The organism is Fulverythrobacter ferritrahens, from assembly GCF_020539485.1.
Classification (GTDB): domain Bacteria; phylum Pseudomonadota; class Alphaproteobacteria; order Sphingomonadales; family Sphingomonadaceae; genus Andeanibacterium; species Andeanibacterium ferritrahens.
Window position 1 is genome coordinate 102,537 of record NZ_JACDXU010000003.1, and the last position, 25,209, is coordinate 127,745.

At 62.1% G+C, this 25,209-nt stretch carries 30 protein-coding genes and 1 riboswitch; of the genes, 18 read left to right on the plus strand and 12 right to left on the minus strand.

Annotation, left to right across the window (positions count from 1 at the left end; translation table 11 throughout):
- Positions 1-4: 4 nt before the first annotated feature.
- Positions 5-781 carry a DUF2059 domain-containing protein gene (locus tag H0274_RS12530; RefSeq protein ID WP_226795803.1) on the minus strand — a complete coding sequence of 259 codons (777 nt, stop codon included), beginning with the start codon at positions 779-781 and terminating at the stop codon, positions 5-7.
- Positions 782-863: 82 nt separating this feature from the next.
- Between H0274_RS12530 and H0274_RS12535 the strand changes: the two genes are divergently transcribed.
- The 3 genes from H0274_RS12535 to H0274_RS12545 all read left to right on the plus strand — a co-directional run bounded on the left by H0274_RS12535 (position 864) and on the right by H0274_RS12545 (position 2,355).
- The gene (locus tag H0274_RS12535) at positions 864-1,451 is read left to right on the plus strand and encodes a DUF2585 family protein (RefSeq protein ID WP_226795804.1); all 588 of its coding nucleotides are present in this window, start codon (positions 864-866) and stop codon (positions 1,449-1,451) included.
- 102 nt (positions 1,452-1,553) lie between these two features.
- Positions 1,554-1,961 carry a hypothetical protein gene (locus H0274_RS12540; protein WP_226795805.1) on the plus strand — a complete coding sequence of 136 codons (408 nt, stop codon included), beginning with the start codon at positions 1,554-1,556 and terminating at the stop codon, positions 1,959-1,961.
- Positions 1,962-2,091: 130 nt separating this feature from the next.
- On the plus strand, positions 2,092-2,355 hold the full coding sequence (locus H0274_RS12545; RefSeq protein WP_226795806.1) for a hypothetical protein: 264 nt from the start codon (positions 2,092-2,094) through the stop codon (positions 2,353-2,355).
- A gap of 274 nt (positions 2,356-2,629) precedes the next feature.
- Here H0274_RS12545 and H0274_RS12550 read toward each other — a convergent pair whose 3' ends face one another.
- Complete coding sequence (locus tag H0274_RS12550) at positions 2,630-3,007, minus strand: DUF6152 family protein (protein ID WP_226795807.1); 378 nt, start codon at positions 3,005-3,007, stop codon at positions 2,630-2,632.
- Between the two features lie 115 nt (positions 3,008-3,122).
- Positions 3,123-3,249: riboswitch (TPP riboswitch) on the plus strand.
- 47 nt (positions 3,250-3,296) lie between these two features.
- On the opposite strand from H0274_RS12550, the gene thiC reads away from it, so the two are divergent.
- The 4 genes from thiC (at position 3,297) to H0274_RS12570 (ending at position 8,640) form a co-directional block, all read left to right on the plus strand.
- A complete protein-coding gene (gene thiC / locus H0274_RS12555; protein WP_226795808.1) occupies positions 3,297-5,156 on the plus strand; it encodes a phosphomethylpyrimidine synthase ThiC in 1,860 nt (619 codons plus the stop codon).
- A 244-nt stretch (positions 5,157-5,400) separates the two neighbouring features.
- The gene (locus tag H0274_RS12560) at positions 5,401-6,318 is read left to right on the plus strand and encodes a hypothetical protein (RefSeq protein WP_226795809.1); all 918 of its coding nucleotides are present in this window, start codon (positions 5,401-5,403) and stop codon (positions 6,316-6,318) included.
- Between the two features lie 366 nt (positions 6,319-6,684).
- Positions 6,685-8,202, plus strand: a complete 1,518-nt coding sequence (locus H0274_RS12565; RefSeq protein ID WP_226795810.1) for a DUF1570 domain-containing protein — start codon at positions 6,685-6,687, stop codon at positions 8,200-8,202.
- 54 nt (positions 8,203-8,256) lie between these two features.
- Positions 8,257-8,640 (plus strand): hypothetical protein, encoded by a 384-nt coding sequence (locus tag H0274_RS12570; protein WP_226795811.1) that lies wholly within the window; start codon positions 8,257-8,259, stop codon positions 8,638-8,640.
- A 92-nt stretch (positions 8,641-8,732) separates the two neighbouring features.
- Here the strand turns inward: H0274_RS12570 and H0274_RS12575 are convergent, their stop codons facing one another.
- Positions 8,733-9,623, minus strand: a complete 891-nt coding sequence (locus H0274_RS12575) for a hypothetical protein (protein WP_226795812.1) — start codon at positions 9,621-9,623, stop codon at positions 8,733-8,735.
- 166 nt (positions 9,624-9,789) lie between these two features.
- Here H0274_RS12575 and H0274_RS12580 point away from each other — a divergent pair, with 166 nt between their 5' ends.
- The 4 genes from H0274_RS12580 to H0274_RS12595 all read left to right on the plus strand — a co-directional run bounded on the left by H0274_RS12580 (position 9,790) and on the right by H0274_RS12595 (position 11,697).
- Positions 9,790-10,353 (plus strand): hypothetical protein, encoded by a 564-nt coding sequence (locus tag H0274_RS12580; protein ID WP_226795813.1) that lies wholly within the window; start codon positions 9,790-9,792, stop codon positions 10,351-10,353.
- Between the two features lie 15 nt (positions 10,354-10,368).
- Positions 10,369-10,524, plus strand: a complete 156-nt coding sequence (locus tag H0274_RS12585) for a hypothetical protein (RefSeq protein WP_226795814.1) — start codon at positions 10,369-10,371, stop codon at positions 10,522-10,524.
- A 68-nt stretch (positions 10,525-10,592) separates the two neighbouring features.
- A complete protein-coding gene (locus H0274_RS12590; protein WP_226795815.1) occupies positions 10,593-11,228 on the plus strand; it encodes a c-type heme family protein in 636 nt (211 codons plus the stop codon).
- Positions 11,229-11,262: 34 nt separating this feature from the next.
- A complete protein-coding gene (locus tag H0274_RS12595) occupies positions 11,263-11,697 on the plus strand; it encodes a COG3650 family protein (RefSeq protein ID WP_226795816.1) in 435 nt (144 codons plus the stop codon).
- Here the strand turns inward: H0274_RS12595 and H0274_RS12600 are convergent.
- Entirely contained in the window at positions 11,694-11,945 is a 252-nt protein-coding gene (locus tag H0274_RS12600; protein WP_226795817.1) for a DUF2061 domain-containing protein, read from the minus strand. The two genes, H0274_RS12595 and H0274_RS12600, sit on opposite strands and share 4 nt — an antisense overlap.
- Positions 11,946-11,985: 40 nt before the next feature.
- On the opposite strand from H0274_RS12600, the gene H0274_RS12605 reads away from it, so the two are divergent.
- Complete coding sequence (locus tag H0274_RS12605; protein ID WP_226795818.1) at positions 11,986-12,147, plus strand: hypothetical protein; 162 nt, start codon at positions 11,986-11,988, stop codon at positions 12,145-12,147.
- Positions 12,148-12,258: 111 nt separating this feature from the next.
- Here H0274_RS12605 and H0274_RS12610 read toward each other — a convergent pair whose 3' ends face one another.
- A complete protein-coding gene (locus H0274_RS12610) occupies positions 12,259-12,567 on the minus strand; it encodes an alkylphosphonate utilization protein (RefSeq protein WP_226795819.1) in 309 nt (102 codons plus the stop codon).
- Between the two features lie 160 nt (positions 12,568-12,727).
- Between H0274_RS12610 and H0274_RS12615 the strand changes: the two genes are divergently transcribed.
- Entirely contained in the window at positions 12,728-13,516 is a 789-nt protein-coding gene (locus H0274_RS12615; RefSeq protein ID WP_226795820.1) for a DODA-type extradiol aromatic ring-opening family dioxygenase, read from the plus strand.
- A 32-nt stretch (positions 13,517-13,548) separates the two neighbouring features.
- Here H0274_RS12615 and H0274_RS12620 read toward each other — a convergent pair whose 3' ends face one another.
- Entirely contained in the window at positions 13,549-13,938 is a 390-nt protein-coding gene (locus H0274_RS12620; RefSeq protein WP_226795821.1) for a hypothetical protein, read from the minus strand.
- Between the two features lie 138 nt (positions 13,939-14,076).
- Between H0274_RS12620 and H0274_RS12625 the strand changes: the two genes are divergently transcribed.
- The 3 genes from H0274_RS12625 to H0274_RS12635 all read left to right on the plus strand — a co-directional run bounded on the left by H0274_RS12625 (position 14,077) and on the right by H0274_RS12635 (position 17,515).
- The gene (locus H0274_RS12625; protein ID WP_226795822.1) at positions 14,077-14,658 is read left to right on the plus strand and encodes a YbhB/YbcL family Raf kinase inhibitor-like protein; all 582 of its coding nucleotides are present in this window, start codon (positions 14,077-14,079) and stop codon (positions 14,656-14,658) included.
- A gap of 145 nt (positions 14,659-14,803) precedes the next feature.
- The gene (locus H0274_RS12630) at positions 14,804-16,066 is read left to right on the plus strand and encodes a gallate dioxygenase (RefSeq protein ID WP_226795823.1); all 1,263 of its coding nucleotides are present in this window, start codon (positions 14,804-14,806) and stop codon (positions 16,064-16,066) included.
- A 183-nt stretch (positions 16,067-16,249) separates the two neighbouring features.
- A complete protein-coding gene (locus tag H0274_RS12635; RefSeq protein ID WP_226795824.1) occupies positions 16,250-17,515 on the plus strand; it encodes a gallate dioxygenase in 1,266 nt (421 codons plus the stop codon).
- Between the two features lie 146 nt (positions 17,516-17,661).
- On the opposite strand, the gene H0274_RS12640 is transcribed toward H0274_RS12635, so the two are convergent.
- A complete protein-coding gene (locus tag H0274_RS12640; protein WP_226795825.1) occupies positions 17,662-18,690 on the minus strand; it encodes a hypothetical protein in 1,029 nt (342 codons plus the stop codon).
- Positions 18,691-18,858: 168 nt separating this feature from the next.
- On the minus strand, positions 18,859-19,299 hold the full coding sequence (locus H0274_RS12645) for a cupin domain-containing protein (RefSeq protein ID WP_226795826.1): 441 nt from the start codon (positions 19,297-19,299) through the stop codon (positions 18,859-18,861).
- Between the two features lie 103 nt (positions 19,300-19,402).
- Here H0274_RS12645 and H0274_RS12650 point away from each other — a divergent pair, with 103 nt between their 5' ends.
- A complete protein-coding gene (locus H0274_RS12650; protein WP_226795827.1) occupies positions 19,403-20,671 on the plus strand; it encodes a dipeptidase in 1,269 nt (422 codons plus the stop codon).
- Positions 20,672-20,673: 2 nt separating this feature from the next.
- Here the strand turns inward: H0274_RS12650 and H0274_RS12655 are convergent, their stop codons facing one another.
- From H0274_RS12655 to dapD, 4 genes are all read right to left on the minus strand, one after another.
- The gene (locus H0274_RS12655; RefSeq protein WP_226795828.1) at positions 20,674-21,111 is read right to left on the minus strand and encodes an ion channel; all 438 of its coding nucleotides are present in this window, start codon (positions 21,109-21,111) and stop codon (positions 20,674-20,676) included.
- A 36-nt stretch (positions 21,112-21,147) separates the two neighbouring features.
- Complete coding sequence (locus H0274_RS12660) at positions 21,148-21,330, minus strand: DUF3008 family protein (RefSeq protein ID WP_226795829.1); 183 nt, start codon at positions 21,328-21,330, stop codon at positions 21,148-21,150.
- Positions 21,331-21,340: 10 nt separating this feature from the next.
- The gene (locus H0274_RS12665) at positions 21,341-21,508 is read right to left on the minus strand and encodes a hypothetical protein (protein ID WP_226795830.1); all 168 of its coding nucleotides are present in this window, start codon (positions 21,506-21,508) and stop codon (positions 21,341-21,343) included.
- A 105-nt stretch (positions 21,509-21,613) separates the two neighbouring features.
- Positions 21,614-22,453 carry a 2,3,4,5-tetrahydropyridine-2,6-dicarboxylate N-succinyltransferase gene (gene dapD, locus H0274_RS12670; protein ID WP_226795831.1) on the minus strand — a complete coding sequence of 280 codons (840 nt, stop codon included), beginning with the start codon at positions 22,451-22,453 and terminating at the stop codon, positions 21,614-21,616.
- A 556-nt stretch (positions 22,454-23,009) separates the two neighbouring features.
- Here dapD and H0274_RS12675 point away from each other — a divergent pair.
- Complete coding sequence (locus H0274_RS12675; protein ID WP_226795832.1) at positions 23,010-25,199, plus strand: S8 family peptidase; 2,190 nt, start codon at positions 23,010-23,012, stop codon at positions 25,197-25,199.
- The last annotated feature ends 10 nt before the right edge of the window (positions 25,200-25,209 follow it).

Genomic DNA, 25,209 nt, shown 5'->3' on the forward strand with positions numbered 1-25,209 from the left:
GTGCCTACTTCTCGGCGGGATTATCGAGATATTCCTGCAAGGCGGCGTCGATCGAGCTTTGCAGGCGAGCATCTTCCTCGGGCAGCATGGGGGAATTCTCCATCTCATGCCGCAAGGCGTTTATCTGCGGCTGGAGCTTATTGAGTTTCCCGAAAGCCGGTATGTCCGTGGCCAGCGCGTCAACAGCCTTCCGATCAGCGACGGAGAGCCCGAGATAGGCCTTGAAGGTGGCGCTTTTCACGTCGTTGGTGATCGTTTCGGCGGGAATGTCGGCCTTCGGATTTTCTATCGCGCTGCGCATGGTTCGGGCGCCGGTGTAATTGTTGCTCAATCCCGTCAGCAATTTGCGGCCGAGGTCGGAACGATAGAAGGCAGAGAGTTGTTCGGCATCTTCCGCGCTCAGTTCTTCCTTGAAAAGCGCGATCATCCGGGGACGGTAGGTTTCCTTTACCCGCGCGGAATAGTCGGCCAGAACGGGGCGAAAGGCGGCGGCCATCCCGGCCATAAGTCCCGGCTTTTCGGCTTCCAGAAGTTCCAATTCCGGCACCAGCCGAAACATTTCCGCAATGATGGACTCGATCAGATTGTCGAGCACCCGTTCATTGTCGATCCCGCCCTGCATCGCATCATAGAGATCCCCGTGCGGATCGGCTGTGATCCGCTGCGCCGCAGCTTCCGGCAAGGGGGCAGGCGCCTCCGCCGCATGGAGCGGCCCGCCGGTGAGGGCGAGGGCGAGAGCAAGCGGAAGGGCGAGCGCGCGGACACGCGTGGGAATCGTCATGGGAAGCACGAGTGAAGCACCGGAATGATAAAGACAATTGCGTATGCTTGCGGATGGACTGCATCGGGTGCAGTCAGCGCAAATGCCATCGCTGCTACCCCATGGTCGCGCCCTGTTCGCCACTCTGGCCGTTCTGGCGCTGATCCTCGCGATCCTGCTGGCGATGCACCGCCCGATCATGTGCGAATGCGGCACGATCAAGCTGTGGCACGGTGTGGTTCAGTCTTCCGAGAACAGCCAGCATATCACGGATTGGTATTCGCCCAGCCATCTGATCCACGGCCTGCTGTTCTATTTCTTCGCGCATATATTGTGGTGGCGCTGGGGCCTGTTCGGCGGCTTGCCCGCGCGCTGGGCCCTGCCGATCGCAGTGGGTTTCGAAGGCTTCTGGGAAGTGCTGGAAAACACGCCCTTCATCATCAACCGCTATCGCGAAGTGACGGTCAGCTGGGGCTATGTGGGGGACAGCATCGTCAATTCCATGTCCGATATCGGCTGGATGATCGTCGGTTTCCTGCTCGCTGGCCGCTTGCCGACCTGGGCCGGTATCGCCCTGGGCGTGGCACTGGAACTGTTCACCCTGGCGATGATCCGCGACAATCTTACGCTCAACGTCCTGATGCTGCTCTGGCCGATGGATGCGATAGTACAGTGGCAGGCCGCGGCCTAAGAGGCGAAAAACCGATAGCGGAAAACAGCAGGAACGCGGCGCTGGACAGCGCACTGGACCGGCCTTACTCATCTGCTCAAACACTCCATCGAGCGGAGGTGCATGAGGATGCTGAACAGTTTCGATCCCACTGCGTGGAGCGCCGCGTTGCTGGGCTTGTTTGCCACTTTCGCCGCCATCGGCGCGCTGCGCCAGCCCGGCATCTGGCGCACCATGATCGAGGAAATCGACAAGTCCCCCGCGCTGCAATTGCTCAGCGCTGCGGTGGAACTGACCTTCGGCGCGCTGATCTATCTGATGAACCCGTGGGATTCGGGGGACATCGTGACCTGCGTGATGAAGGGTATCGGCGGGCTGATGATGATCGAGGCGCTGGCCGTGGCCGGTTTCTCGGACCTCTATTTCCACCTTTGGCTCAAGAACCTAGCCGCCATGCACCGCGCGTGGGCGGTGGTGACCTTGCTTGCCGGGCTGACGCTGGCGGTGTCGGGCTTCATGCGGTTTACGTGAGGGGGCCTGGGCGGGGGCGTCAGCGGGCTTCCGCAATTCGTGGAGGGGCCTCAAAAGCTGACTGTCCGGACACGACAACTTTGCGGACATTGGAGGCCAACTATAATCCACTCGCGAGAGGGAGGGGAGAATGACGCTCATCGAGTTGATTGCCGAGGCGTCCGGATGGACCAATGATATTACGACAATTTATGTCGAGCAGCCATGGTCCTGTGAGGCAAACGCAATCCTTGTGTCTCCTGCACCGGACACCACAGACCCCGTGAAGCGGGATGGCAAGCACTACGAATATTTCCTTGAGACGTTCATTGCTCGTGAGATCATCGAAGGCTTCATCGGGTCCGCCGAAGAGCAATGCCAACGGCTGATCAGCTACGCTCAAAACGACGCCTGACTTATGCCCGCTTCCCACTACCAAAGCACCTAAACCTGCCCTTCAGGAACCGACAACATTGCAGACGTTTGCACTATCGTCATCCTGAACTTGTTTCAGGACCCATTTGACCAAATTGAGCGGCAGTCCGTGGGGAGAAATGGATGCTGAAACAAGTTCAGCATGACGAGTCAGGATGGTCCGTTTCCCCCAACATTCCTGCCATTCCCCTCGCTATAGGGCTCTGCTGAAAGCGGACGATTATCCGCCCAGGAATCTGCGCTCCGCCCTAAGGTCAGAGCGTCTTCTCCCGCTGCGGATAGACGTCATAGGTCTTGCCGCGCACCGTGATCGTCTCGCCCTTGAAGGCGCGCAGCTTGCCGTCGCGGGCGCGGTGGCCGGTGACGATGGCCGTATCACCCGTCTTCGCCGCATCCGGGCCGAAGCCCGATCCCTGCGCCACGATGGGCGGGGAAAGGTCCACTTCCCATAATCCGTCATCGGTGCGCAACTGCAGGTGCATATGCGGATTGCCGAAGCTGATCGACTGGATGGTGCCGGAAAGGCGGCTCTCCTTGTCCTCAGTCCAGCCCCAGCCATGATGGGCCGCGGCTGCGGCGGGCAGGGCCAGCGCCGCAGCTGCGGCGAGGGCGTGCCTTGTGGAAACGCTCATGGGCGTATCTCCTCTTTCACATCTCCCGTGAAACGAAAGATAGCACGCCGCGCGCTGCCTGTCGCGATCCGGCATGGCCCCGCTTGCCGCCGCGCGCGCAAGGCCCTAGAACCCCGACTCATCCCCGGGGAGCCATGCCGGACCGCTTGCGGACCATTGGCTGAGAGGTGGGCGTTGCGCCCCACGACCCGTCGAACCTGAACCCGTTAACACGGGCGGAGGGAGTGGAGGGCGTCCAGCCTGATGACAAGGCCCGCCATCCGCTCTTCCGCTCGGCTGGAGAGACTGAATGGCCGACATCAATTCCCCCATCGAAATCGGCGTGACCACCGGCCCGATCCGGGGCAGCCGCAAGATCCATGTCGGCCCTCTCAAGGTGGCCATGCGCGAGATCGATCTGGAACCTTCCAGCGGCGAACCGCCGGTACGGGTCTATGACACGTCGGGCCCCTACACCGATCCCACCGTCCAGATCGACATCGCGCAGGGCCTGCCCCAGCTGCGCCGCCAGTGGCAGATCGAACGCGGCGATGTGGAAGAATATGCCGCGCGCGAAGTGAAGCCGGAAGACAACGGTCAGCTTGGGCCGGATCGTTCGGGCGGCGTGCCTGCCTATCCCAATGTCCACAAGCGTGTGCTGCGCGCGAAGCCCGGCGCGAACCTCAGCCAGATGCATTATGCCCGCCGGGGTATCATCACGCCCGAGATGGAATATGTCGCCACGCGCGAAAATCTCGGCCGCGAGATGCTGCGCGAATATATCCGCGACGGGCAGGATTGGGGCGCTGCCATTCCCGATTACGTGACGCCGGAATTTGTGCGCGAGGAAGTGGCGCGCGGAAGGGCGATCATTCCCAGCAACGTCAACCACCCGGAATGCGAACCGATGGCCATCGGCCGCAACTTCCTGGTGAAGATCAACGCCAATATCGGCAATTCCGCCGTCGCCAGCGATGTGGCGAGCGAAGTGGACAAGATGGTCTGGTCGATCCGCTGGGGCGCGGACACGGTGATGGACCTTTCCACCGGCCGCAACATCCATGACACGCGCGAATGGATCATCCGCAACAGCCCCGTGCCCATCGGGACCGTGCCGATCTATCAGGCGCTGGAAAAGGTGGGCGGCATTGCCGAGGATCTGACCTGGGAAATCTTCCGCGATACGCTGATCGAACAGGCCGAGCAGGGCGTGGATTATTTCACCATCCATGCCGGCGTGCGCCTGCCCTACATCCCGCTCACCGCCAAGCGCGTGACCGGCATCGTCAGCCGGGGCGGTTCGATCATGGCCAAGTGGTGCCTTGCCCATCACAAGGAATCGTTCCTCTACGAACATTTCGACGAGATCACCGAGATCATGAAGGCCTATGACATCGCCTATTCGCTGGGCGATGGCCTGCGGCCCGGCTCCATCGCCGATGCGAATGACGAGGCGCAGTTCGCCGAACTCTACACGCTGGGCGAACTGACCAAGCGCGCCTGGGAGCAGGACGTGCAGGTGATGATCGAAGGCCCCGGCCACGTGCCGATGCACAAGATCAAGGAGAATATGGACAAGCAGCTGGCCGCCTGCGGTGAGGCTCCGTTCTACACGCTCGGGCCCCTCGTGACCGACATCGCGCCCGGTTACGACCACATCACCAGCGGCATCGGCGCGGCGATGATCGGCTGGTATGGCACGGCCATGCTCTGCTACGTCACGCCCAAGGAGCATCTCGGCCTGCCTGACCGGGACGATGTGAAGGTGGGCGTCGTCACTTACAAGCTGGCGGCCCATGCGGCGGATCTTGCCAAGGGCCATCCGGCAGCCAAGGTGCGCGACGATGCGCTTAGCCGCGCGCGGTTTGAATTCCGCTGGCGCGACCAGTTCAACCTCTCGCTGGACCCGGACACTGCCGAACAATATCACGACCAGACGCTGCCGGCCGAAGGCGCCAAGACGGCGCATTTCTGCTCCATGTGCGGGCCGAAATTCTGTTCGATGAAGATCACGCAGGAAGTGCGCGATTTCGCCGCGAAGCAGAACGCCCCCATCGAAACCTTCGCCGCCGCCGAAGAGGCCGAGGCGGGGATGAAGGAGATGAGCCGCGTCTATAACGAGACGGGGCGCGAGCTTTACATCGGCCAGGGCGACCGCGAACACGACTGACAGGGCAAAAGGCCCGCCCTCCTGTTTCCCTTCGATCGAGGGGAAACAGGAAAACCGGTTGCGCACTGGCAGGGCCCGGTGCGCAACCGCTTCCCCGCCAACGCGATTGGCCCCGCGACCTTGGCGGAGGGTGAGCGAAAACTGCCGTATTTCAACCGGCATTGAGCCACTATGGAGTTTTTACCTTCTGTCCGGCCAGGCCAGTGCTTGCTAGCTTCCGCTCCGCGACAGGGGGGAAGTATTCATGAAAATCGGTTTTCGCGCCGTGCTGGCATTGGCAGCTGTCTGTGCCGCACAGCCGGCATATTCGCAGGGTTTCAGCGGGGCGCTGATGGCGGGATTGCCCGATGTCCTGGGCCAGGCGATCGGCCGTTCCATGAACGGTTATATGCGGTGCGACCTATTCGTCGATAAGGAAGAGCAGTTCGAGGCTCATGCACCCGGCACGCAGCTGATGAGCGACTATTTTGCGGCAGCCTCTGCGGGCAAGCCCCGCAGCACCTTGTTCAAGCTGACCAGGAAGACCCGTTGGACATCTGGAGATTCCGTGGCGGATCAGACAAATCTCGATCGCCAGATTGATCCGCTTGCTGTCGCGGGCAACACGCTCGAACCGCTGCCCCTGCGGTTCTATCGGGCGGGCACCTTCACCACTGCCCATGGGCAGTGGGCAGTACACGCCCCGGATGGCAGTATCGCCGGAGTCTATGACGGCGTCTTCGAGCGGGAAGGCAAGATCTGGAAGTTCCGGACGCTCACACTGCTAGGGCCTGATGACGAGATTGTGCCGGCCAACCCCTATTGCCAGAAGCCCGGCGACGCGGACGAATTTGAAGTCGATGCGGCCAGGACGGGGGTCGAGAGGACGGAAAAGCAACTGGCGAAGCGCAAGGCGAAATTCATTGCTGCGGACGAACGGGCCCGCGCGGTTGAAGTAAGGACCGCTGGAAAAAAGGGGAGCGCAAATGCCGCCGCCGCGAGTCTGCGCGCCACTGCCGAGGCTGCGGCGAAGAAGGTCGCCGAAAGCGAGAAGGATCTTGCCGAACTTCGGGAATCCCTGGCCAAAGCTGAAACCAGGCGGGCGGAATATCGCGCGCTCATCGGGCCGGCGCGCAATGCCGAAAACTTCCGTGAGACTTACGACACGACGGTGAAGGACTGAGCGAAGCCGCGACGTGCAGGGGGAAGGAAAGCAGCCTTATCCCGGAACAGGTCCGGGATGACTGATAGCGGGTTCGCCCCGCCACAGGTCGAGACAGCCGTTCGCGTCCCTCATCAGCGCTTCCTCCTTTCCCTTTCGCGCCCGGTTGGATCGCGGAAAGGTCGCGGCGCCTGCTCGCAGCCCGCGCTGCGCGCTGAGGCGTGGCACAAGTTGGACAGGCCGCCGGGAAAAGCCTTTTCCCGCCTTGATACGCGGCCTGCTTGTGTCAACCTGTTGATATAGAAAAGGATCATTCGATCAAAGGGGGCCGTGGTGCGAGCTCTTTTGACGATGTTGCCGGTCTGCCTCTTGTCTGCGGCGCCGGCAATGGCGGAATGGCGCGAGGCCTCCAGCGCGAACTTCGTCATTTATGCCGATGACGATGAACAGAACATTCGCCGTTTTTCCAGACAGTTGGAACTCTACCATTCGGCACTGGAAGCCCTGACCGGAGAAGATCTGCCCGCCCCGAGCCCGTCGAACCGGCTGACCATATTCGTCGTGAAGAACGATCGGGAAGTGCGCCGCCTGATGGGGGAGGGGCCCCGCCGCATCGCCGGCTTTTACAGGCCGCGGGCCGGGGCATCGATTGCCGTCGTCCCGCGAGTGAAGACGGGGGGAGACCATACGGCGTTCCCCATGATCGTGCTGCTGCACGAATATACCCACCATTTCCTGATCTCCGCCGGCGCGTCGATGGGCCCGCGCTGGTACGATGAAGGCGGGGCGGAATTCTTCGCCTCTGCCCAATTCCCCCATGCCGGCGGCATTTCGCTGGGTGGGCCCGCCCGGCACCGCATGGGCGCCTTGCTGCATGGCCGGGAAGTGAAGGTGAGGGAATTGCTGGACCCGGCCAGTTTCGAGGCGGGAATGGAGAAGGCCTCCAACGCCTTCTATGCGCGCAGCTGGCTGCTGTATCACTATCTGACTTTCGCGGAGATGCGCCAGGGCCAGATGGAGGCCTATCTCGGCCTGATGGGCAAGGGATTGGGTACGATGAAAGCCGCAAGGCAGGCCTTTGGCGATTTCGACCAGCTGGACCGGGAGCTTAAGCTCTATCTCGGCAGGCCGATCCGTTCATTCTCTTTCCAGCCGGGAAAGCTGGGCGTCGGTTCCATAATGGTTCGCCAGCTGGACGAGGCGGAAGCGGCGGTCATGCCTCTGGTAATGCGCTTGCGCAGCGGGGTTGGCCCGGATCAGGCGGCGCAGCTGGTGGGGGAAGTGCGCAAGATTGCCGTACTTTACCCCCAAAGCGCTCCGGTCCTGTCGGCTCTGGCGGAAGCCGAAGTGGATGCAGGCAATATGCGGCGCGCCATCCGGGCGGCGGACCGGGCCATCGAACTCGATCCACAACAAAGGAATGCCTATGTCCAGAAGGGCAATGCGCTGTTCCGGCAGGCCGCGCAGGCCGATGATCGGGACGCGGCCTACACCGCCGCGATGGCGCCTTTCATGGCGCTGCGCCGGCTGGAAAAAGACCATCCCCTGCCGCTGATCTACAATTTTCACAATTACCTGGAGCGTGCCCGCCCGCCCCCTGCCGAGGCGGTGCAGGGGATGGAGCGGGCGATCCGGCTGGCACCCTTCGACCAGTCCCTGCGTTCCGATCTTGCCCAATATTATCTGAAACATGGCAAATTCGCCGAGGCTCGCCCCCATCTGGCCTCGATTGCCTCCGATCCCAATGGCGGCTTCCTGTCCGAAGCGGCGCGGCGGGTGGTCCGCAGGATCGATGCCGGGGTGAAAGGTGAGGATGCAGGCCGGCAACTGGCGGCGCTGCTGACTTCTCCCACCTTCTATGCGCAGGAAGGTGCGGTTTCAGCGGTGAAGGAGGGTGGTGAGTAGCCTTCCTGATTGAAGCGCCCCCTGCCCGTGGCATCCTGTGAAGCAAAAGGGGGCATGATGCGAAGATCGCGGGAAGACGAAGAGGATTACGGCCCGCCCGAATATGGCGTGCGTTCCAGCGACATCGGCAGCTTCCTGCCCGAAGGCACCTATCGCCCGGTGCCCATCGTATGGTTCGCCTCGGCGTGGTTTCTGCAAAGCATCGTGCTGCTGGTGGTGTTCTTCACCCTGCTGAACAAGCATCCGGCCTTCAACATCCTTGCCTGCGGGCTGCTGACTTTCGCCATCGGCCGCTGGACCTTCCGGCGCGGCATGGCGGAGGCTGGAAGCGGCTGGCGTCTGTTCACTGCCTTGGCGCTGGCGTTCAACTGGGCGGTGGTGAGCGCGGGGGCTTTGGTGTTGTATTGGGAGGCGATGGGGGCGGGTAATGGACTTTGAACCGAATATCAATCGGAAGCTCCGCCGGGCAAATTCTCGAGGCTTCTTCTCTTTCAAGGCCTAACGTAAATTGCCTAGAGTTAAGTTCGGGCTTAGCTGTCGATTAAGTCTGCCTCGTCACCGTTTTCGATCACATTGTGAACAGCGGTAATTCGATAAGCTAAGGGCTTTCCGGTAGCACTCAACTCCACATTAACGCTTACATCAAATAGGGCGCGAAACACGTTTCCTTCTAGCTGCATTTTTTCATGGAGCATTCGCTCCTCCGCCAAGGTGGAGGCGTAGAGTATAGGAAGAGCGCGCTTGTGAATGCTTGTGATCACTCCACGTTCGCCGCCCTTTTTGCCGGGCTTTCCCGCTTCTACGCTCGGTCGAACGAATTGGAGCAGAACGCGCTCTTGGTTTTCGTCGATCTTTGTCTCAAGTTCCCGACGATGGTCGCCTATCTCGGTTTCAGCTTGGCGGGCATCGTCGCTGCTGAATTGAAATGCTGCGCGAACGTTACGCTTGCCGTCTTCGAATACGGCCGCCTCAAGACTCAATGTTCCATTTGGGTCACGCGCGATAGCTTTGGTAGTTTTTAGAAAATCAACGAGGTCGCTTTTGCTGGCGTCCTTTGTTCGTCCTCCTTTACGAAAGTATGGGCTAATTCGTTCTCCAACATCTTTCACAAATTTTGTGAGAATTTGCCCCTTGTCGATGAAATCAATAGCTAGTTTTGCGGTCGCGCCGACGCTCAAGGCACCGCCGACTATCCATGCTACCAAATCTGCCTCAATGCAGCCCGAGCGAACTTCTTCTATGAAGATTTCGCTTTCTGCCTTTAGGTCAGGATATTCGCGCGCGATGAATTTATCGAACTGATTACCAATTCCGACAAATTCTGCGACGAAATCTGCCAATGCAATTGGCTGATCTGTATCCAACTTGAGCCGGATATGTGCGCCATTGTCCCCCATAAGTGCTAAATAACCGATTTTCATGGGCTGTCACCCCATTCTGATAGCGCATTTCTGTGTGTAATTCCCAGGCTGGTAAATCGGAGGGATCCCCGCCTTCGCGGGGATGACGATGAAGGGCAGGAGAGCCAGCCACCACCCCACCCAAAACCCTTTCCTACACACCCCAATCCGTGGCTTATCCTGTCGGATGACCCATCGCCTCAGACCTGCTCGCCGCCCGCGCCGTTATGTGCCGGGTTTCGTTCCCGTTCCCCTGCGTGCCCGTGCCGATGGGTGGACGCCGCACAGGCAGGCGGCGTTTCTTGGCTATCTGGCGCAGACGCGCTCGGTCTCCGAAGCGGCGCGGCTGGTGGGGATGGCGCGTGAGACGGCCTATCGTCTGCGGGCCCGGCGCGGGGCGGAAAGTTTCGCGGCGGCGTGGAATGTTGCCATGGGCAGGGGCAAGGGTGACACACACCGTTCGCGGAAAGTCACAGGCTATGAGCTGGAATATCGCGCCTTGTACGGTGCGCTCAAGCCGATGCTCTATGCCGGGCGCTTCACCGGGATCATGCGAAAAGCTGACAATACCGCGCTTCTGCGGCTGATCGCGCGGCCCCATCTGGGGCTGGCGGGCGAGGCCGACCGGGCCCAAGCGGCGGGGGAAGCGCCCCCTGTTTCGCGGGGCGGATCGTGTCACTTTTCCCGGATGCGGGGCGCGGCGCCAAATCCCTGTCCCTCGGCGCCGTCCCCCTCTATGCGGCGGGCTTGACTTATAGGAGCGATAATGGCCGATCTTTATCTCAAGGCGCTGGAATCCGAACGCAAGGCGCTGTGGGCCACCTGCCGCCTCAAAGGGCTGGCCAAGGGCACGCCCGAGCGATTGCGCATTGCCGCGCTGGACGAACAGATCGCCGCCCATAAGGCGCGCAAGCAGGGGTAAAGTCCCGCTGGCCAGTGACAGCATTTGGAGTCATGCCGGAACCTTGCCTTGCCCGGAGGAGAGCTTCGATGATGCACAGATCTGCCCCGCACCCCGTTATGGCACCCGTTCTGGCCCCCGTTATGGCACTTGCCCTGCTGCTGCCGGCCGGATGCGCCAGCCTGCCGGAAGGCGGCAGTCGGCAGGCGAAGATAGATGAAGCGGCAGTGATGGAACGCTCCGCCGCCGTGGCGCAGAGCTTCCAGGGCAAGCTGCAGGCGCAGCTGGTTGCCGCTTTGCAGGAAGGCGGACCGGTGCAGGCGATTGGCGTGTGCAAGGATGCCGCGCCGCAGATCGCCGCCGCCGAATCCGCCGCCAGCGGTGCGCAGGTGAGCCGCGTGGCCGAACGCAATCGCAATCCGGCGGGTGGGTTGACCGAGGAAATGCGCCCCTATTACGCCCGGCTGGCTGAAGCTCCGCTGGTGGATGGCCGCCCGGCAACCGCCCTGTGGCGCAGCGGCACGGGCGCGGCGGAACGCATCAATGTGCTGCGCGCCATCCCCATGCAGGACAAGCCGTGTTCAACCTGCCACGGCACCAATCTCAGCCCGGATGTGGCGGAACTGCTTCACGCGCTCTATCCGGCGGACCGGGCCACGGGCTTTGCTCCGGGTGAATTGCGCGGGGCGATGCTGGTCAGCTGGCCGGTGAAGATGTTCGAGTGAATAGTCGGTTCGAGTGAATGGTCGAGGTGAAATGATGCGTGCGATTGCCGTTGCTTCCAGCCTGTTGCTGCTGGCGGCATGCCATTCGGGCCCTGGTGGCAGCCTTCCCGGCGATGCGGAGGATAATACTCCCTTCCACGAGATCGCGGCGGACGAGCTGCTGCGTTTCACCGGAACCGAACCTTTCTGGGGCGGGCAGGTGCAGGGCAGCGCGCTGACTTATACCACGCCTGAAAATCCGTATGGGCAGGCAGTGGACGTGAAGCGCTTTGCCGGGCGGGGCGGCCTGTCCTTCAGCGGCACGCTGGACGGCGCGCCTTTCGACCTTGCCATCTCGCAGGCGCCTTGCAGCGACAGTATGAGCGACCGGGTCTATCCCTTCACTGCCCTGTTGAGCGTGAAGGGCGAAACCCGCCATGGCTGTGCCTGGTCGGAGCAGCATCCCTTCACCGGGACGCAGGCGCCCTAGGCAGGGTGGAAGTGGCTTGAGGCGAAGCGGCCCGGATCGAGACTATCGGCGGCGGGGCGCGCCTTGCGGGCATCGGCCTTCTTCCATGCCCGTTCGTGGAAATAGAAGGCAACGGCATTGATGCAGGGTTCGATCAGGGCGATGCCGCCGGCCAGTGCGATCGAGCCGGTGAGGGCATAGGCGACCGTGAAGCCCACGGTGAGGTGGACGGACAGGTAGGTCAGCGTTTTCATCACGTCGCGGTTCATGGTGTTTCTCTTCGCATTCAGTGGGCTGAGATTATTGCGAATGGTTCGCAACTTCCAGCGCATTGCTCCGCTCACACTGATCGGAAAGGGCGAAGAAGGGGGGCTCAAGCGGAGCCTGGACGAGAGACAGGGCCAGCCTTCCGCTGCCCATTTCGGGGAACTGGCCGACGCCGGCACCCTGTTGCCACTGGCACTCGAATAGATCGCCCGTCCTCGCTTCGCCGTGGAAAGGGGCGCCGATTTCGCCAGGGCTCCCGGCAACACCAGGAACCACGGCGAAGCGAGGGCGGGGACATCTGTTCGTGACGGCGCCTCAGCGCTTCTTGACGAATTCCGCGCGCAGGACGAGGCCCTTGATGCCCGGATATCGACAATCGATCTCCTGCGGGTCGCCGGTCAGGCGGATGGACTTGATCAGGGTGCCCTGCTTCAGGGTCTGGCCCGCGCCCTTGACTTCCAGATCCTTGATCAGCGTCACCTGATCGCCATCGGCCAGCAGATTGCCCACCGCATCGCGCACTTCCACCTGGTCAGCCGCGGCGCGCTTTGCCGCCAGTTCCGACGCGGGCATCCATTCGCCGCTTTCCTCGTCATAGACATAATCTTCGTCGGCGCCGGACATGGCCGTACTCCTTTCTGGGTAGTTTTGTGGGATGCCGGTGCCATGGCAGGCGGAAGGCGGCTTGGCCAGCCCCGGTTTCCTACTGGGCCGAATGACGGTTGACGTCGCCCGGCTGGCGCGCCACCTCCGCATTTCCAGAACCCTTTGGGGATTATCGCGAATGGCCGTGCAGCCCAGCCTTTATATCCCGCATGGCGGTGGCCCGTGCTTCTTCATGCCCGATCCGCAGGGCATCTGGCGCGGGATGGAGGCATATCTGAAAGGGCTGGCCGCCAGCCTGCCGGAACGGCCGAAGGCGATCCTGATCATCTCCGGCCATTGGGAGGAAAACGGCTTCGCCTTCACCGGCGCCAATGCGCCCGATCTGGTCTATGATTATTACGGCTTCCCGCCCGAAACCTACAAGCTCACCTGGCCCGCGCGGGGCGCGCCGTGGCTGGCGGAAAAGGGGGCGGAACTGATCCGCGCGGCGGGCTTGCCTGCGGGCATCCATCCCTCGCGCGGATATGACCACGGGGTGTTCGTGCCCATGAAGGTGGCCTTTCCCGATGCGGATATTCCCTGCGTGCAGATGTCGCTGACGGCGGGGCTCGATCCCGCGCTGCACCTTGCCGCGGGCGAAGCGCTGGCGCCCCTGCGCGAGGAAGGCGTGCTGATCGTGGGTTCGGGCATGAGCTTCCACAATATGCGCGCCTATGGCGATCCCCGCTCCGAAGCGCCGTCGCGCGAGTTCGACAATTGGCTGGAACAGGCGGTGGAAGCCGATGCCGGGGAACGGGCGGAACTGCTTACCGGCTGGCAGGCGGCTCCCTTTGCCCGCTTCTGCCACCCGCGCGAGGAACATCTGATCCCGCTGATGGTCGCCGCCGGTGCCTCGGGCGAACCGGGCATGCGCGATTATGGCGAGGTAGTGCTGGGCGGCGCGGTCAGCGCATTCCGCTTCGGCTAGGGTAATCGGGGGGCTGACGGGCGGCCAGCGCCTCAGCCGCTCGTCCAGGTCCACCAGCCGGGGATCAGCGGAATGTGCCGAGGCTCGGCCAGTGCCTGCCACCCCAGCGCGGCGATCACGTCATTGCTTTCCTTCGCGCGTCGGCCTTCCGCCAGCGACCAGGTGATGTGCCAGGTCGATCCGTCCGGCCGGTCAGTCGTCCCGTCGATGGCCACAACCAGAGCCTGCACGCCCAGCCCGTCATCGCTCATCCCCAAAGCCAGGCAGTGATCGACCTCAGGCATGGCCCTTTCTTCCGGCCCGGCCTTGAAGGTGACATGCTCGGCCACCACTTGCTCATAGCGCGGCGGATGGAGCGCCAGCAGCGCCTCGCGCGCTGCGGGATCGACCAGCCAGCCATGAACGATATGCCTGTTCTCCATGACGCGGAAATGCCGCCTCATGCGTTTGCGGGCAAGAGCACGGGGGAAATCCCCGGCCGGCGCGACCTGTGCCCTTGTCCTTGCCGGGGCGCGGCCCGTAAGGGCGGCAGGGACTCGCCAGACAGGAAAGGATTCACCATGGCAGCCAGCGCAGGACATGCGGCACTCGCAATCGCCCGCCTCGGTGCGCCCGGCCTGATGGGCAAGGGCGGTTTCCGCCTGAAGTCCGCCGCCTTCGACGATGGCGAGGAACTCGATCCCAGCTTCACCGCCGACGAGGACGATGCCGTCGCCCCGCCGCTGGAATGGACGGCACCGCCCGAAGGCGCGGCGGAACTGGTGCTGATCGTGGAAGATCCCGATGCGGCGGGCAAGGAACCGGCCTGCCACTGGCTCGTCTGGGGCCTTGCTCCGCAGAAGGGCCAGCTGCTGGAAGGCGAAACGCCGCCCCGCGCGGGCAAGAATGCGCAGGGCAACAGCGAATGGATGCTTCCGCGCCTCGAAACGGGTGATCGGCACCAATATGTGTTCCAGCTCTTCGCGCTCGACACCTCGCTCGATCTTTCGTCCGGCAGCAGCCGCAAGGCCCTGCTCGAAGCGATGGAGGGCCATGTGATCGCGGCCACGATCCTCACCGCCTTTTACGAAGGGCAGGATGACGAGGAGGAAGGCGATTGGGACGATGTGGAAATCGACGCGATCGATTTCGACGGGAACTGACGCCGCATTCATTCGCATCCGCGAATTGTTCAAAATGATGAAGCGAAGCACGTTTGCGCGTGCTATCGCCCGTGCCCATCTGAACAACAATTCGCGGATTCGCCGCTTCTGACGGGTGGTGGCCGCGCGAGAGGAGAAGCGCAAAATGGCAACCATCGTCGGCGGCGTAGCTACGTCGCACACCCCCACCATCGCCTTCGCCAAGGATGGCGGCAAGCAGGACGATCCCGTCTGGAAGCCGATCTTTGAAGGCTATGAGCCGGTGCAGGCGTGGTTCCGCGAGAAGAAGCCGGACGTGCTGGTCTATATCTATAACGACCACATGACCTCCTTCTTCGACCATTACAGCCATTTCGCGCTGGGCGTGGGCGAGAGCTATTCGGCGGCGGATGAAGGCGGTGGCCCGCGCGATATTCCCGCGATCAAGGGCGATCCGAAGTTTGCCGAGCATGTTGCCCGCGTGATGGTCGCCAATGAATTCGACCTGTCCTATTTCCAGGGCAAGGGGCTGGATCACGGCGCCTTCAGCCCGCTCTCCGTCATGGTCGATCACGACAAGGAAAATGGCTGGGCGGTGAAGCTGCTGCCGATCGTCTGCGGCGTGCTGACCGTGCCGCTGCCCAGCGCGCGCCGGTTTTACAAATTCGGCAAGAGCCTGCGCCAGGCGATCCTTTCCTATCCCGACGACATCAAGGTGGCGATTGCCGGTACTGGCGGCCTCTCGCATCAGGTCCATGGCGAAGGCTGCGGCTTCAACGATCCCAAGTGGGATGCCGAATTCATGGAACGGCTCGAGAAGGATCCTGAAAGCCTGCTCGACCTGTCCATTGCCGAACTGGCCCGCCGGGGCGGCTGGGAAGGCGCTGAAGTCGTCATGTGGCTGATGATGCGCGGCGCGCTGGCAGCGGAAGTGGAAGTCACCCACAAGACCTATTTCCTGCCCTCCATGTGCCCCATCGCCACGATGATCCTGGAAGAGCGCAGCGAGGACAAGCCGGCCGAAACGCCGGAAGAAACCATTGCCCGCGCGAATTGGGACTATGAAGGCGCCGAGCAGATGGAAGGAACCTATCCCTTTACCATCGAACGAGCGGTGAAGGGCTTCCGCCTCAACCACTTCCTCCACTCGCTGACCGATCCCAAGGTGCGCAAGCTGTTCCGCGAGGACGAGGAAGCCGCCTATGAACAGGCTGGCCTGACCGAGGAAGAACGCCGCCTCGTGCGTGAGCGGGACTGGATCGGCATGATCCATTACGGCGTGATCTTCTTCATGCTCGAAAAGCTCGGCGCCGTGACCGGCATCGGCAATATCGACATCTATGCCGCGATGAAGGGCATGTCGGTTCCCGAATTCCAGAAGACCCGCAACGCCCAGATCAATTACGGCGTGGCTGGCAAGGAAGACTGATTGATGCAGCCCCTCCTCTCCGGAGGAGGGGCTCTCACCCGTTCCCTTCACAAATATGAAGTTTTCGCGCTTTGACCTCGCTCAAAGAGCGTAGGTCTTCTCTCCCCTAACCCGGCATCCTTGTTTGATCCGGGAATCGCGCGGTACAATGGCGGCTTTCCCGCGCAGAGGGAGAGCATTGCCATGGCCGAGATTGTCGGCGGTTTCGCCGTATCGCACACCCCCACCATCGCCTTTGCCCATGATGCGGGCAAATATGACGATCCCGTGTGGAAACCGATCTTCGAAGGCTTTGAGCCCGTGAAACAGTGGCTTGCCGAAAAGAAGCCGGACGTGATCCTCTATATCTACAACGATCACATGACCTCCTTCTGGATGCGCCATTATTCCCACTTCGCGCTGGGTATCGGCGAGGAATATGCGGCGGCTGACGAAGGCGGCGGCCCGCGCAACATCCCGCCGATCAAGGGCGATCCGGACCTTGCCCAGCACATCGCCTTCGGCATGGTGGCCGATGATTTCGATCTGTCCTACTGGCAGGGCATGGGGCTGGACCATGGGGCGTTCTCCCCGCTTTCCGTGCTGCTGCCCTATGATGACGAAAACGGCTGGCCGGTGAAGATCGTGCCGCTGCAATGCGGCGTGCTGGAACTGCCGATTCCCCGTGCCAAGCGCTTCTGGAACTTCGGCCGCTCCCTGCGCCGGGCGATCCAGTCCTATCCCAAGGACATCAAGGTAGCCATCGCGGGCACCGGCGGCCTGTCCCATCAGGTGCACGGCGAACGCTGCGGCTTCAACAATGTCGAATGGGACATGGAATTCATGGATCGCCTGCACAAGGACCCGGAAAGCCTGATCGACATTCCGGTGGGCGAACTGGTGAAGCTGGGCGGCATGGAAGGCGCCGAAATCGTGATGTGGATGCTGATGCGCGGCGCGCTGGCCCCCAAGGTCAACAAGCTGCACCAGAGCTTCTTCCTGCCCTCCATGACCTCCATCGCCAGCATGATCTTCGAGGACGCGGAACCTGATCCGCTACCGGTGACCAAGGAGGAATATGCCGCCCGGATGATGGCCGATGTGGCCCCCGCGCTGGGCCTTGAAGGCACTTATCCCTTCACCGTGGGCGTCAGCGCCCGGGCATGGCGGATCAACAATTTCCTCCACACCATCGTGGAACCGGGCTTCCGCGAACGCTTCAAGACCGACTTTGAAGGGCTGGCCGACGAATACAAGCTGACCGAGGAAGAGAAGCGGATGATCCGCGAACTCGATTGGATCGGGATGATCCATTACGGCGTGATCTTCTTCAACCTGGAGAAGCTCGCCCCGGTGGTCGGCCTCGGCAATATTGATGTCTATGCCGCGATGAAGGGCATGAGCGTGCCGGACTTCCAGAAGACCCGCAACGCCGCGATCAATTACTCGGTTGAGGCCAACCCGAGCTGATTTCCAACCGGCTCTCCCCGGCCCCTCTTCCTTCGGGAGGAGGGGCTACCCGTGTTTGTGGTGGGCGTGGACAATGGAAAGCGATCAAACAGCCACGACCTGCAGTCCACATGTAGCACTTCTGTAGAATTACATTATAACACTCATTAACCCTTGTCAGGTAGGAGGTCCAAAGCGTCCTTGACCGAGTTCAAGTAGGCCAATCGAGCACGGCGTAGAGACATTCTGACCGGTGTCGCATTCTCGAAGAAACGAGTATAAAGTTCGCCGCACATTTCGTTCTCTGCCTCGATTGCAGTCCGTGATATAGGTAACGCTTTAAGCCAATGTTTCATCCCCCTATTCTTTTTTTCAAACATGACTGATATTTCCTTTTCAAGCACAGTTATAACTGTATCAAGTGCTTCAACCTCGTTCTTGGCGTAGCCCCATTTATCAAGGCAGTTTGGAAAATGAGTTGGTGCGTGGGCGGTTATTTGAGCCTCGATCTCTTCAATACAGCCGATGGCGAACCGGCACCATTCTAAGGCTTGGTTTGGCCCGAGGGTGTTGCGCATCACATAAGGGCCGCGGATCTCGATCCCTATTTCGTGAACAAGAGCATTTCGGAACTCGAAGATACGCTGAAGCCGTTCTATGCCTCCTCGACCCTCATCGCCGAACAAGCCGGGCGCCTCCGAGTTCTGATTGACAAGATCGTGTACTTTTTTGGGAATCGAGAGGCTTTCAAATACGCGCTTCATTATAGACAAATAGCGATCGGCACTTGCAACGTTGGTCATTCCGCCAAGCAACTGTGCCGCTGAAACATTGTGCTCAACCATTTGGGCCATCAGGCGGGCATTTGCCAGCGGCTTAAGGTCGTCTTGACCGATCGCGCTTGGCATGAACGAGAACAAGTCCGTTAGCCGAGAACGCGCGTGCCATTCCAAGCACGTTACAACACCAACGGCATAGAAACTAAAGGCTTCAATCTCACGAAATAGATGCCAGTCTCCATCATTCTCCTCTTCGTACTTCTTGGCAATTTCAATTGCTGCATCAACATGCTCAATATCGTTGGCGAGACCTCTGAGGCGGTTCAAAGCCGTGGCGGCGTTGAAATTCCCTTGGGCAATGCCGAGGGAATAGCGATTAGCGAACTCAATACCATGATGAACTTCGTCGTTTGCCATAGCAGGTGTTTGTGAGCCTCCACCAAAGGAAGGCATCGTGCATCGCTGAATGAGAGGCCGCAACCGATACGTGCGAAGCCTACCGTCAATGACCGTGGTTTTGTCGTGTCCCGTCAGGCAGCTCTTCCGCAGAGCAGATTCGTCGCCTTGAAGAGGACGGGCAGGGCATCACTGTCCCGGCACCCATCCCTCCGGCGCCAGCGTAAACCCCGCAAACTCGAACCCCGGCACCACCACGCAGCTGACCAGTGAATAGCCTGCCGGGCCGACCGGAGGCGCTTCGGCGGCCTGCCATTCGCCCGGCGCGATTATGTGCTGCACGGCGTGGCCTACCGCCACATCGTGCCCCAGGATGACACTCGAAACCGGCCCCGCATCGCCGGGGCTGAGCGACAGGCGCAGTGGATCGCCTGCGTGGAACAGCCAGATCTCCGCCGCATCCACTCTGTGCCAGTGGGAGCGTTGGCCGGCCTCCAGCAGGAAGTGGATCGCAGTGCCGCCCGCGCGGGTGCCGTCATCGGCAGGCGCCCGCCAGGTTTCCCGATACCAGCCCCCTTCGGGATGCGGGGTGAGGGACAGGCGGTCTATGATCTGGCGGGCGGTGTTCATGCCTGTGGCCTATCATGCGCGCGACGGAAGCTGCAATCGGCAGGACGGGGCTTGCGCATTCGCGTGCGGCGCGCTGATATGCTGCTCTGCAACAGGAGTTCCCATGCCCCGTTTCCGCGCCGCTCTGCTCGTCACCGCCCTCTGCGCCACCGCACTGGCAACACCTCTGGCTGCGAAGAGCCCGGAGGAAACCGCAGCCGCCGCTCTCGCCGCCGCGCCTGTGTGGGATGGCCATAATGACGTGCCCGAGCAGCTGCGCGGCCGCTATGGCAATATGATCAACCAGTTTGACTTTACCGATACGAGCAAGGCCCCGCCGACCGACTGGAGCGGCGTGGGTATGCACACCGATCTGCCGCGCCTGCGCAAGGGCAAGGTGGGCGCCCAGTTCTGGTCTGTCTATGTCGATGCGGACTTGCCGCAGGCCGAGGCTGTCGTGGTTACGCTGGAACAGATCGACGTGCTCAAGCGGCTGGTGGCGCGCTATCCCAATGACATGATGCTGGCGACCAGTTCGGCCGATGTGGAAGTGGCCCTGAAGCAGGGCAAGATCGCCTCGCTGATGGGGATGGAGGGCGGCAGCTCCATCGATGGCAGTCTGGGTGTGCTGCGCCAGATGTATGACCTTGGCGCGCGCTATCTCACCCTTACGCATTCCAAGACGCTCGAATGGGCGGACAGCGCCACCGACGAGCCCAAGCACGGCGGCCTGACCGATTTCGGCAAGGATGTGGTGCGCGAAATGCAGCGGATCGGCATGCTGGTGGATCTCAGCCATGTCAGCGAGGACACGATGTTCGATGCGCTGGATGTGGCGAAGGCCCCGGTGATTTTCAGCCATTCGGGCGCGCGCGGGATTAACGGCCATGCGCGCAATGTGCCCGATGGGGTGCTGTCGCGGCTCAAGGCCAATGGCGGGATCGTGATGGTGGTCGGCCTGCCCGGCTATCTGGGTGAGAAGCGCCGCCAGTGGGGTGCGGATCGGGTGGGAGAGGAAGCGCGGCTCAAGTCGCTCTGGCTCGGCGAGCCCGCGCAGGTGAAGGAGGGGATGGACGCCTGGATGAAGGCGCATCCCGAACCCAAGGTCACGATTGCCGATATGGCGGACCATATCGACCATGTCCGCGATGTGGCCGGGATCGACCATATCGGCCTTGGGGGCGATTATGACGGGATGGATAGCGGCCCGGTGGGGATGGAGGATGTGACTGGCTATCCCGCCCTGTTCACCGAGCTGGCACGGCGCGGTTATTCGCAGGCCGATCTGGAAAAGATCGCCAGCCGCAACATGATGCGCGTGTTGAAAGCGGCAGAAGCCTATGCCGCTGCGCACCGGGCCGATCCGCCAATCGAATATCCCGAAAAGGGCTAGGCTTAGTGCGGGTCGATGCGGGAGATCATGCGCAGGAAGAAGGCCGTGGACCAGCCTAGCAGGATCACGCCCAATATGCTCTCGAAGGCGCCCACCAGGCGCCATTCGGGGAGGATATGCGTGTCGCTATAGCCCACGGTGGAATAGGAAATGGTCGAGAAATACAGCGCTTCCTCAAAGCCGTGTACCGCATGGGTGGCGAGGTAGGTCAGGGCGAACAGCCAGATTTCGAGCCCGTGGAGCGCGACCATCGCCACCACGATGCCCAGCGTGAACAGGCTGCCGCGCAGGGAAAGGGGATTGATTGCCTTGAGCCGTTCATTCGCCGCCTCGCTGCGCAGAACGAGGCTGAGCCCGGCAAGGCCCAGTCCATGAACAGTGACGCAGATCACCACCAGCACGGCGGAAACGGCGAACTCGGTGAATATGGCTCGCTCCATATCCGCCGGATTAACTCAGATCAGGCTGGCTGTCAGTCAGCTCTTTTTCTTGGGCAGGCCCTTGCGTTTGGTGGAAGCGAAATCTTCCAGTTCCTTTTCGGACATGGATTCATACATCTCCGTGGACGCGCCCTTGAGGGAAGACTTCTTCGCCTCCCCGCGTTTGGCTGAGAGCGCGGCCCCGGCGGCCATTTGCTGCTTCTTCGATTGAGCGGGCATTTCGGCCTCCTCAACTCGTGGTCAGTGCCGCACTCACCCAGGCGATCGTCATGGCGATGATAGCCAGGGTAAGGCTGAAAAGCAGGACATAGCGCACGATATGCGGCGTAGAGCCGGCGCGCGCTTCGTCAGTGTCGATCCGGACCTGTTCGCCCGGTTTTTCAAGGGGCTGCGTCATCGGATGTCTCCTCTTCCATGGCCCCGGACGCGGGGCCTTACCCGATTTACGGGTGGGAAGGGGAGAGCGTTCCGAAACTCCGGGCGGAGCGGGCCGCCCGTGCGATCAGTCGCGCAGCAGCTCGTTGATTCCCGTCTTGGAGCGGGTCTGCGCGTCCACCGTCTTGACGATGACGGCGCAATAGAGGCTGGGGCCGGGCGTGCCATCGGGCAGCGGCTTGCCGGGCATCGCGCCGGGCACGACCACGCTGTAAGGCGGCACCTTGCCGATATGGACCTCGCCCGTCGCGCGGTCCACGATCTTGGTCGATGCGCCGAGATAGACGCCCATCGACAATACGGCGCCTTCGCCCACTACCACGCCTTCGGCCACTTCCGAACGTGCGCCGATGAAGCAGCCATCTTCGATGATAACCGGCCCGGCCTGCAGCGGCTCGAGCACGCCGCCGATACCGGCGCCGCCGGAGATATGGACGTTCTTGCCAATCTGCGCGCAGCTGCCCACGGTGGCCCAGGTATCGACCATGGTGCCTTCATCCACATAGGCGCCGATGTTGACGAAGCTGGGCATCAGCACCACACCCTTGCCGATGAAGCTGCCCTTGCGCGCCACGGCGCCTGGCACCACGCGGAAGCCTGCATCGCGGAAGCGGTTTTCGCCCCAGCCGGCAAACTTGCTGGGCACCTTGTCAAAGGCCGGAGCACCGGCCGCGCCGCCATCCACCAAGACATTGTCGTTCAGGCGGAAGGAGAGCAGCACAGCCTTCTTCAGCCACTGGTTGACCGTCCATGCGCCAGCCCCGTCACGCTCGGCCACGCGGGCCTTGCCACTGTCGAGCAGTTCGAGCGCTGCTTCCACCACTTCGCGCACATCGGCGCTGGCGGGCGTAACGGTGTCGCGCGCTTCCCAGGCGGCTTCGATCGCAGTTTCGAGCTGGGCGGACATGAGGGGCAACTCCTGTTTCTATCAACCGTCATCTACCGGTCAGGCGAAGACTTGTTTCGTGAACCGCCGAGCGCCTAAACGGTCGCTTGCGTGGGGGCAAGGCGGATATCGCCCTGACGGCAACGCGGAAGCCACGTCGCCACAGCCCGACGCGCCGCATGTTGGCGTAATGGGCTTTACGGCATTTTTACTGTGGTGGGTGGATGCAGCGGGTGTAACATAAATTGCCAGGACGGGGGCAATCATGAGGGTATTCCATCTGTTTCGTTGGTCGGCTGCGGTAGGAACCGTATCCGTCTCATTGGCGCTGCTTTCGGCCTGTGGCGGCGGAGGGGTGAACAGCACGCCTACACCCACGCCTACGCCGCAGCCCACGCCGCAGCCCACGCCGCAGCCCACGCCGCAGCCCACGCCTACGCCAGGCCCGACTCCTACCCCCAGTCCCACGCCGTCCCCGACGCCAACGCCGAGCCCCACGCCAACACCCAGTCCGACTCCGACTCCGACTCCGACTCCGACACCAACTCCCACTCCTACGCCACCTCCGATCAGCTATGTGCGCCCGCCGCTGCCGACCGACACGATCGGTTATAACGACCAGGAATTCAGCAATTCCAACGGTCCGAAGTTCCACGGCGCTGCGACAGCATGGGTTGCGGGTTATACCGGCAAAAGCTCCATCATCGGCATCGTGGATACCGGCATCTTCCAGAACAATTCCGAATTTGCCGGGCGCATTTCATCCGATTCCACGGACATCATAGCATCGCGCGGCTCGGTCGAGGGGGAAGGGACACATGGCTCGGAAGTGGCCATGGTGGCTGCGGCCGCCAATGATGGCGCGGGCACGGTGGGCATTGCCTATGATGCCACGATCCTCTCGATAAGGGCCGATACACCGGGCACCTGCGCTAGCGGCGAATGTACGTTTGGCGACCTTTCCGCTTCGATCGATTATGCGGTCGATCACGGGGCAACGGTGATCAACCTGTCTTTGGGCGGGTCATCGCCATCTTCCGCGGAAATCGCCGCCATCCGGCGTGCGTCGGAAGCGGGGGTGGTGGTCGTCATCGCCGCCGGCAATGATGGCACTTCAAGGCCCGATCCTTTCCCTCGGGGGATCGGCGGGCAGGGCTTTTCGAATGTCATCATCGCGGGCGCGGTGGACTATACCGGCGCCATCGCCTCCTTCAGCAACCGTGCCAGGGGGAGCGAGAGCATTTTCCTTTCCGCTCTGGGCAAGGACGTGAACGTCTATCTCGCCGGTTCCGAATGGGAAATCGATCCCGGCTATCAGGGCGCCGGCTTTTACAAGATCAGCGGTACGAGCTTTTCCGCGCCTCAGATCGCGGCCGCCGTGGCGCTGATCCATCAGGCTTTTCCATCGCTCACCGGCGCGGAGATCGTCGATTTGCTGCTATCGACCGCGCAGGACGTCGGCACTCCGGGGACGGACAGCGTCTATGGGCGCGGCATTCTCGATATTCATTCGGCATTCCAGCCGCAGGGCACGACCACTCTTGCGCAGAAGGGCACGGCCTCCCTGCCGCTGAATGACACCACCGCGGTAGGTTCTCCGGCGATGGGGGATGCGCTCGCTACCGCGTCGATCAATACGCTCGTGCTCGACAAATATCGCCGCGCCTACAGGTTCGATGCCGGCCAGTCGATGCGCGGCGCCACGCTGGTGCCGCGGTTGAATGACGCGGTGGGAGGGGAAACCCGCTTCGTTTCGACCGCGAATGACTCGGCGGCGATTGCCTATACGATTGACGCCTCGAACCCGGCAGCAGTGATGCGGGGCGTGCCCCGCCAGCTGATGCTGACCACCGAACAGGCCGAAAGCGCGCGGGTGCTTGCCGCGCGGATTGCGCTGAAACTGGCGCCCGAGACCCAGCTGGGTTTCGCCTATGCGGAACGGCCTGACGGGCTGGTAATGCAGATGCAGGGGCAGGATCGCCCGGCCTTCCTGATCGCCCGTTCCGCCGGGAGTGAGGACGGCACCATCCATCTGCCGAACATGGCGCTGGCCCTGCGCAGGCAATTCGGCCCCTGGGGCCTGACGCTGGCGGGCGAATCCGGCGTGGTGATGAGCGGCAATGGCCAATGGCTGGTGCATGAAGCGACCGGAGGCCGGACGCGGGACCCGATGCGCAGTTTCTCGCTCACGGCGGACCGGCAATGGGGCGAGCTTCAGGCCTCCCTCGGTTTCGACTGGATGCAGGAAGATCGCACCGTGCTGGGCGCGCGCTTCCACGAAGCATTCGGCGGAGGCGGGTCGAATACCCTGTTCATCGATGCCAGCGCAGGCTGGCAGATCGCCCCGGGCTGGAGCGTCTATGGCGCACTTCGCAACGGCTGGACCTTTGCCGAAACGAGCAGCGTGATCGAAAACGGCTCGGTGATCTACAGCCGTGCATGGTCGGTCGACCTGCAGAAGGAAGGGCTGTTTTCCCGTCAGGACCGGATTGCGCTACGCGTGGCGCAGCCGCTCAGGGTGGAAAGCGGCGGGCTGAAGCTCAGCCTTCCGATCGCCTATAGCTACGATACCGAAAGCGCGACTTTCGGCACCATTCCTCTGTCGCTGGCGCCTGACGGGCGGGAGATCATGGGCGAACTGGCCTGGCGCGGCCCCTTGTGGAGCGGCTGGGCGTCGGCCAGCATCTATTACCGCAGGGAGCCGGGGCACTACCAGGCCATGCCCGACGATCAGGGTGTGGCGATGCGCTGGAGCACGCGGTTCTGAGCGGGGGCGG

What these genes read in the sequence shown, in the direction of transcription:
- H0274_RS12665 (WP_226795830.1), bottom strand. Translation starts at nt 21,508, where the DNA reads ATGACGCAGCCCCTTGAAAAACCGGGCGAACAGGTCCGGATCGACACT.
- H0274_RS12595 (WP_226795816.1), top strand. Translation starts at nt 11,263, where the DNA reads ATGCGTGCGATTGCCGTTGCTTCCAGCCTGTTGCTGCTGGCGGCATGC.
- H0274_RS12535 (WP_226795804.1), top strand. Translation starts at nt 864, where the DNA reads ATGCCATCGCTGCTACCCCATGGTCGCGCCCTGTTCGCCACTCTGGCC.
- H0274_RS12550 (WP_226795807.1), bottom strand. Translation starts at nt 3,007, where the DNA reads ATGAGCGTTTCCACAAGGCACGCCCTCGCCGCAGCTGCGGCGCTGGCC.
- H0274_RS12560 (WP_226795809.1), top strand. Translation starts at nt 5,401, where the DNA reads ATGAAAATCGGTTTTCGCGCCGTGCTGGCATTGGCAGCTGTCTGTGCC.
- H0274_RS12545 (WP_226795806.1), top strand. Translation starts at nt 2,092, where the DNA reads ATGACGCTCATCGAGTTGATTGCCGAGGCGTCCGGATGGACCAATGAT.
- H0274_RS12660 (WP_226795829.1), bottom strand. Translation starts at nt 21,330, where the DNA reads ATGCCCGCTCAATCGAAGAAGCAGCAAATGGCCGCCGGGGCCGCGCTC.
- H0274_RS12605 (WP_226795818.1), top strand. Translation starts at nt 11,986, where the DNA reads ATGGTTCGCAACTTCCAGCGCATTGCTCCGCTCACACTGATCGGAAAG.
- H0274_RS12600 (WP_226795817.1), bottom strand. Translation starts at nt 11,945, where the DNA reads ATGAACCGCGACGTGATGAAAACGCTGACCTACCTGTCCGTCCACCTC.
- H0274_RS12630 (WP_226795823.1), top strand. Translation starts at nt 14,804, where the DNA reads ATGGCAACCATCGTCGGCGGCGTAGCTACGTCGCACACCCCCACCATC.
- H0274_RS12565 (WP_226795810.1), top strand. Translation starts at nt 6,685, where the DNA reads ATGGCGGAATGGCGCGAGGCCTCCAGCGCGAACTTCGTCATTTATGCC.
- H0274_RS12655 (WP_226795828.1), bottom strand. Translation starts at nt 21,111, where the DNA reads ATGGAGCGAGCCATATTCACCGAGTTCGCCGTTTCCGCCGTGCTGGTG.
- H0274_RS12580 (WP_226795813.1), top strand. Translation starts at nt 9,790, where the DNA reads ATGACCCATCGCCTCAGACCTGCTCGCCGCCCGCGCCGTTATGTGCCG.
- H0274_RS12615 (WP_226795820.1), top strand. Translation starts at nt 12,728, where the DNA reads ATGGCCGTGCAGCCCAGCCTTTATATCCCGCATGGCGGTGGCCCGTGC.
- H0274_RS12620 (WP_226795821.1), bottom strand. Translation starts at nt 13,938, where the DNA reads ATGGAGAACAGGCATATCGTTCATGGCTGGCTGGTCGATCCCGCAGCG.
- H0274_RS12540 (WP_226795805.1), top strand. Translation starts at nt 1,554, where the DNA reads ATGAGGATGCTGAACAGTTTCGATCCCACTGCGTGGAGCGCCGCGTTG.
- H0274_RS12585 (WP_226795814.1), top strand. Translation starts at nt 10,369, where the DNA reads ATGGCCGATCTTTATCTCAAGGCGCTGGAATCCGAACGCAAGGCGCTG.
- H0274_RS12625 (WP_226795822.1), top strand. Translation starts at nt 14,077, where the DNA reads ATGGCAGCCAGCGCAGGACATGCGGCACTCGCAATCGCCCGCCTCGGT.
- thiC (WP_226795808.1), top strand. Translation starts at nt 3,297, where the DNA reads ATGGCCGACATCAATTCCCCCATCGAAATCGGCGTGACCACCGGCCCG.
- H0274_RS12575 (WP_226795812.1), bottom strand. Translation starts at nt 9,623, where the DNA reads ATGAAAATCGGTTATTTAGCACTTATGGGGGACAATGGCGCACATATC.
- dapD (WP_226795831.1), bottom strand. Translation starts at nt 22,453, where the DNA reads ATGTCCGCCCAGCTCGAAACTGCGATCGAAGCCGCCTGGGAAGCGCGC.
- H0274_RS12650 (WP_226795827.1), top strand. Translation starts at nt 19,403, where the DNA reads ATGCCCCGTTTCCGCGCCGCTCTGCTCGTCACCGCCCTCTGCGCCACC.
- H0274_RS12590 (WP_226795815.1), top strand. Translation starts at nt 10,593, where the DNA reads ATGATGCACAGATCTGCCCCGCACCCCGTTATGGCACCCGTTCTGGCC.
- H0274_RS12645 (WP_226795826.1), bottom strand. Translation starts at nt 19,299, where the DNA reads ATGAACACCGCCCGCCAGATCATAGACCGCCTGTCCCTCACCCCGCAT.
- H0274_RS12640 (WP_226795825.1), bottom strand. Translation starts at nt 18,690, where the DNA reads ATGGCAAACGACGAAGTTCATCATGGTATTGAGTTCGCTAATCGCTAT.
- H0274_RS12530 (WP_226795803.1), bottom strand. Translation starts at nt 781, where the DNA reads ATGACGATTCCCACGCGTGTCCGCGCGCTCGCCCTTCCGCTTGCTCTC.
- H0274_RS12570 (WP_226795811.1), top strand. Translation starts at nt 8,257, where the DNA reads ATGATGCGAAGATCGCGGGAAGACGAAGAGGATTACGGCCCGCCCGAA.
- H0274_RS12635 (WP_226795824.1), top strand. Translation starts at nt 16,250, where the DNA reads ATGGCCGAGATTGTCGGCGGTTTCGCCGTATCGCACACCCCCACCATC.
- H0274_RS12610 (WP_226795819.1), bottom strand. Translation starts at nt 12,567, where the DNA reads ATGTCCGGCGCCGACGAAGATTATGTCTATGACGAGGAAAGCGGCGAA.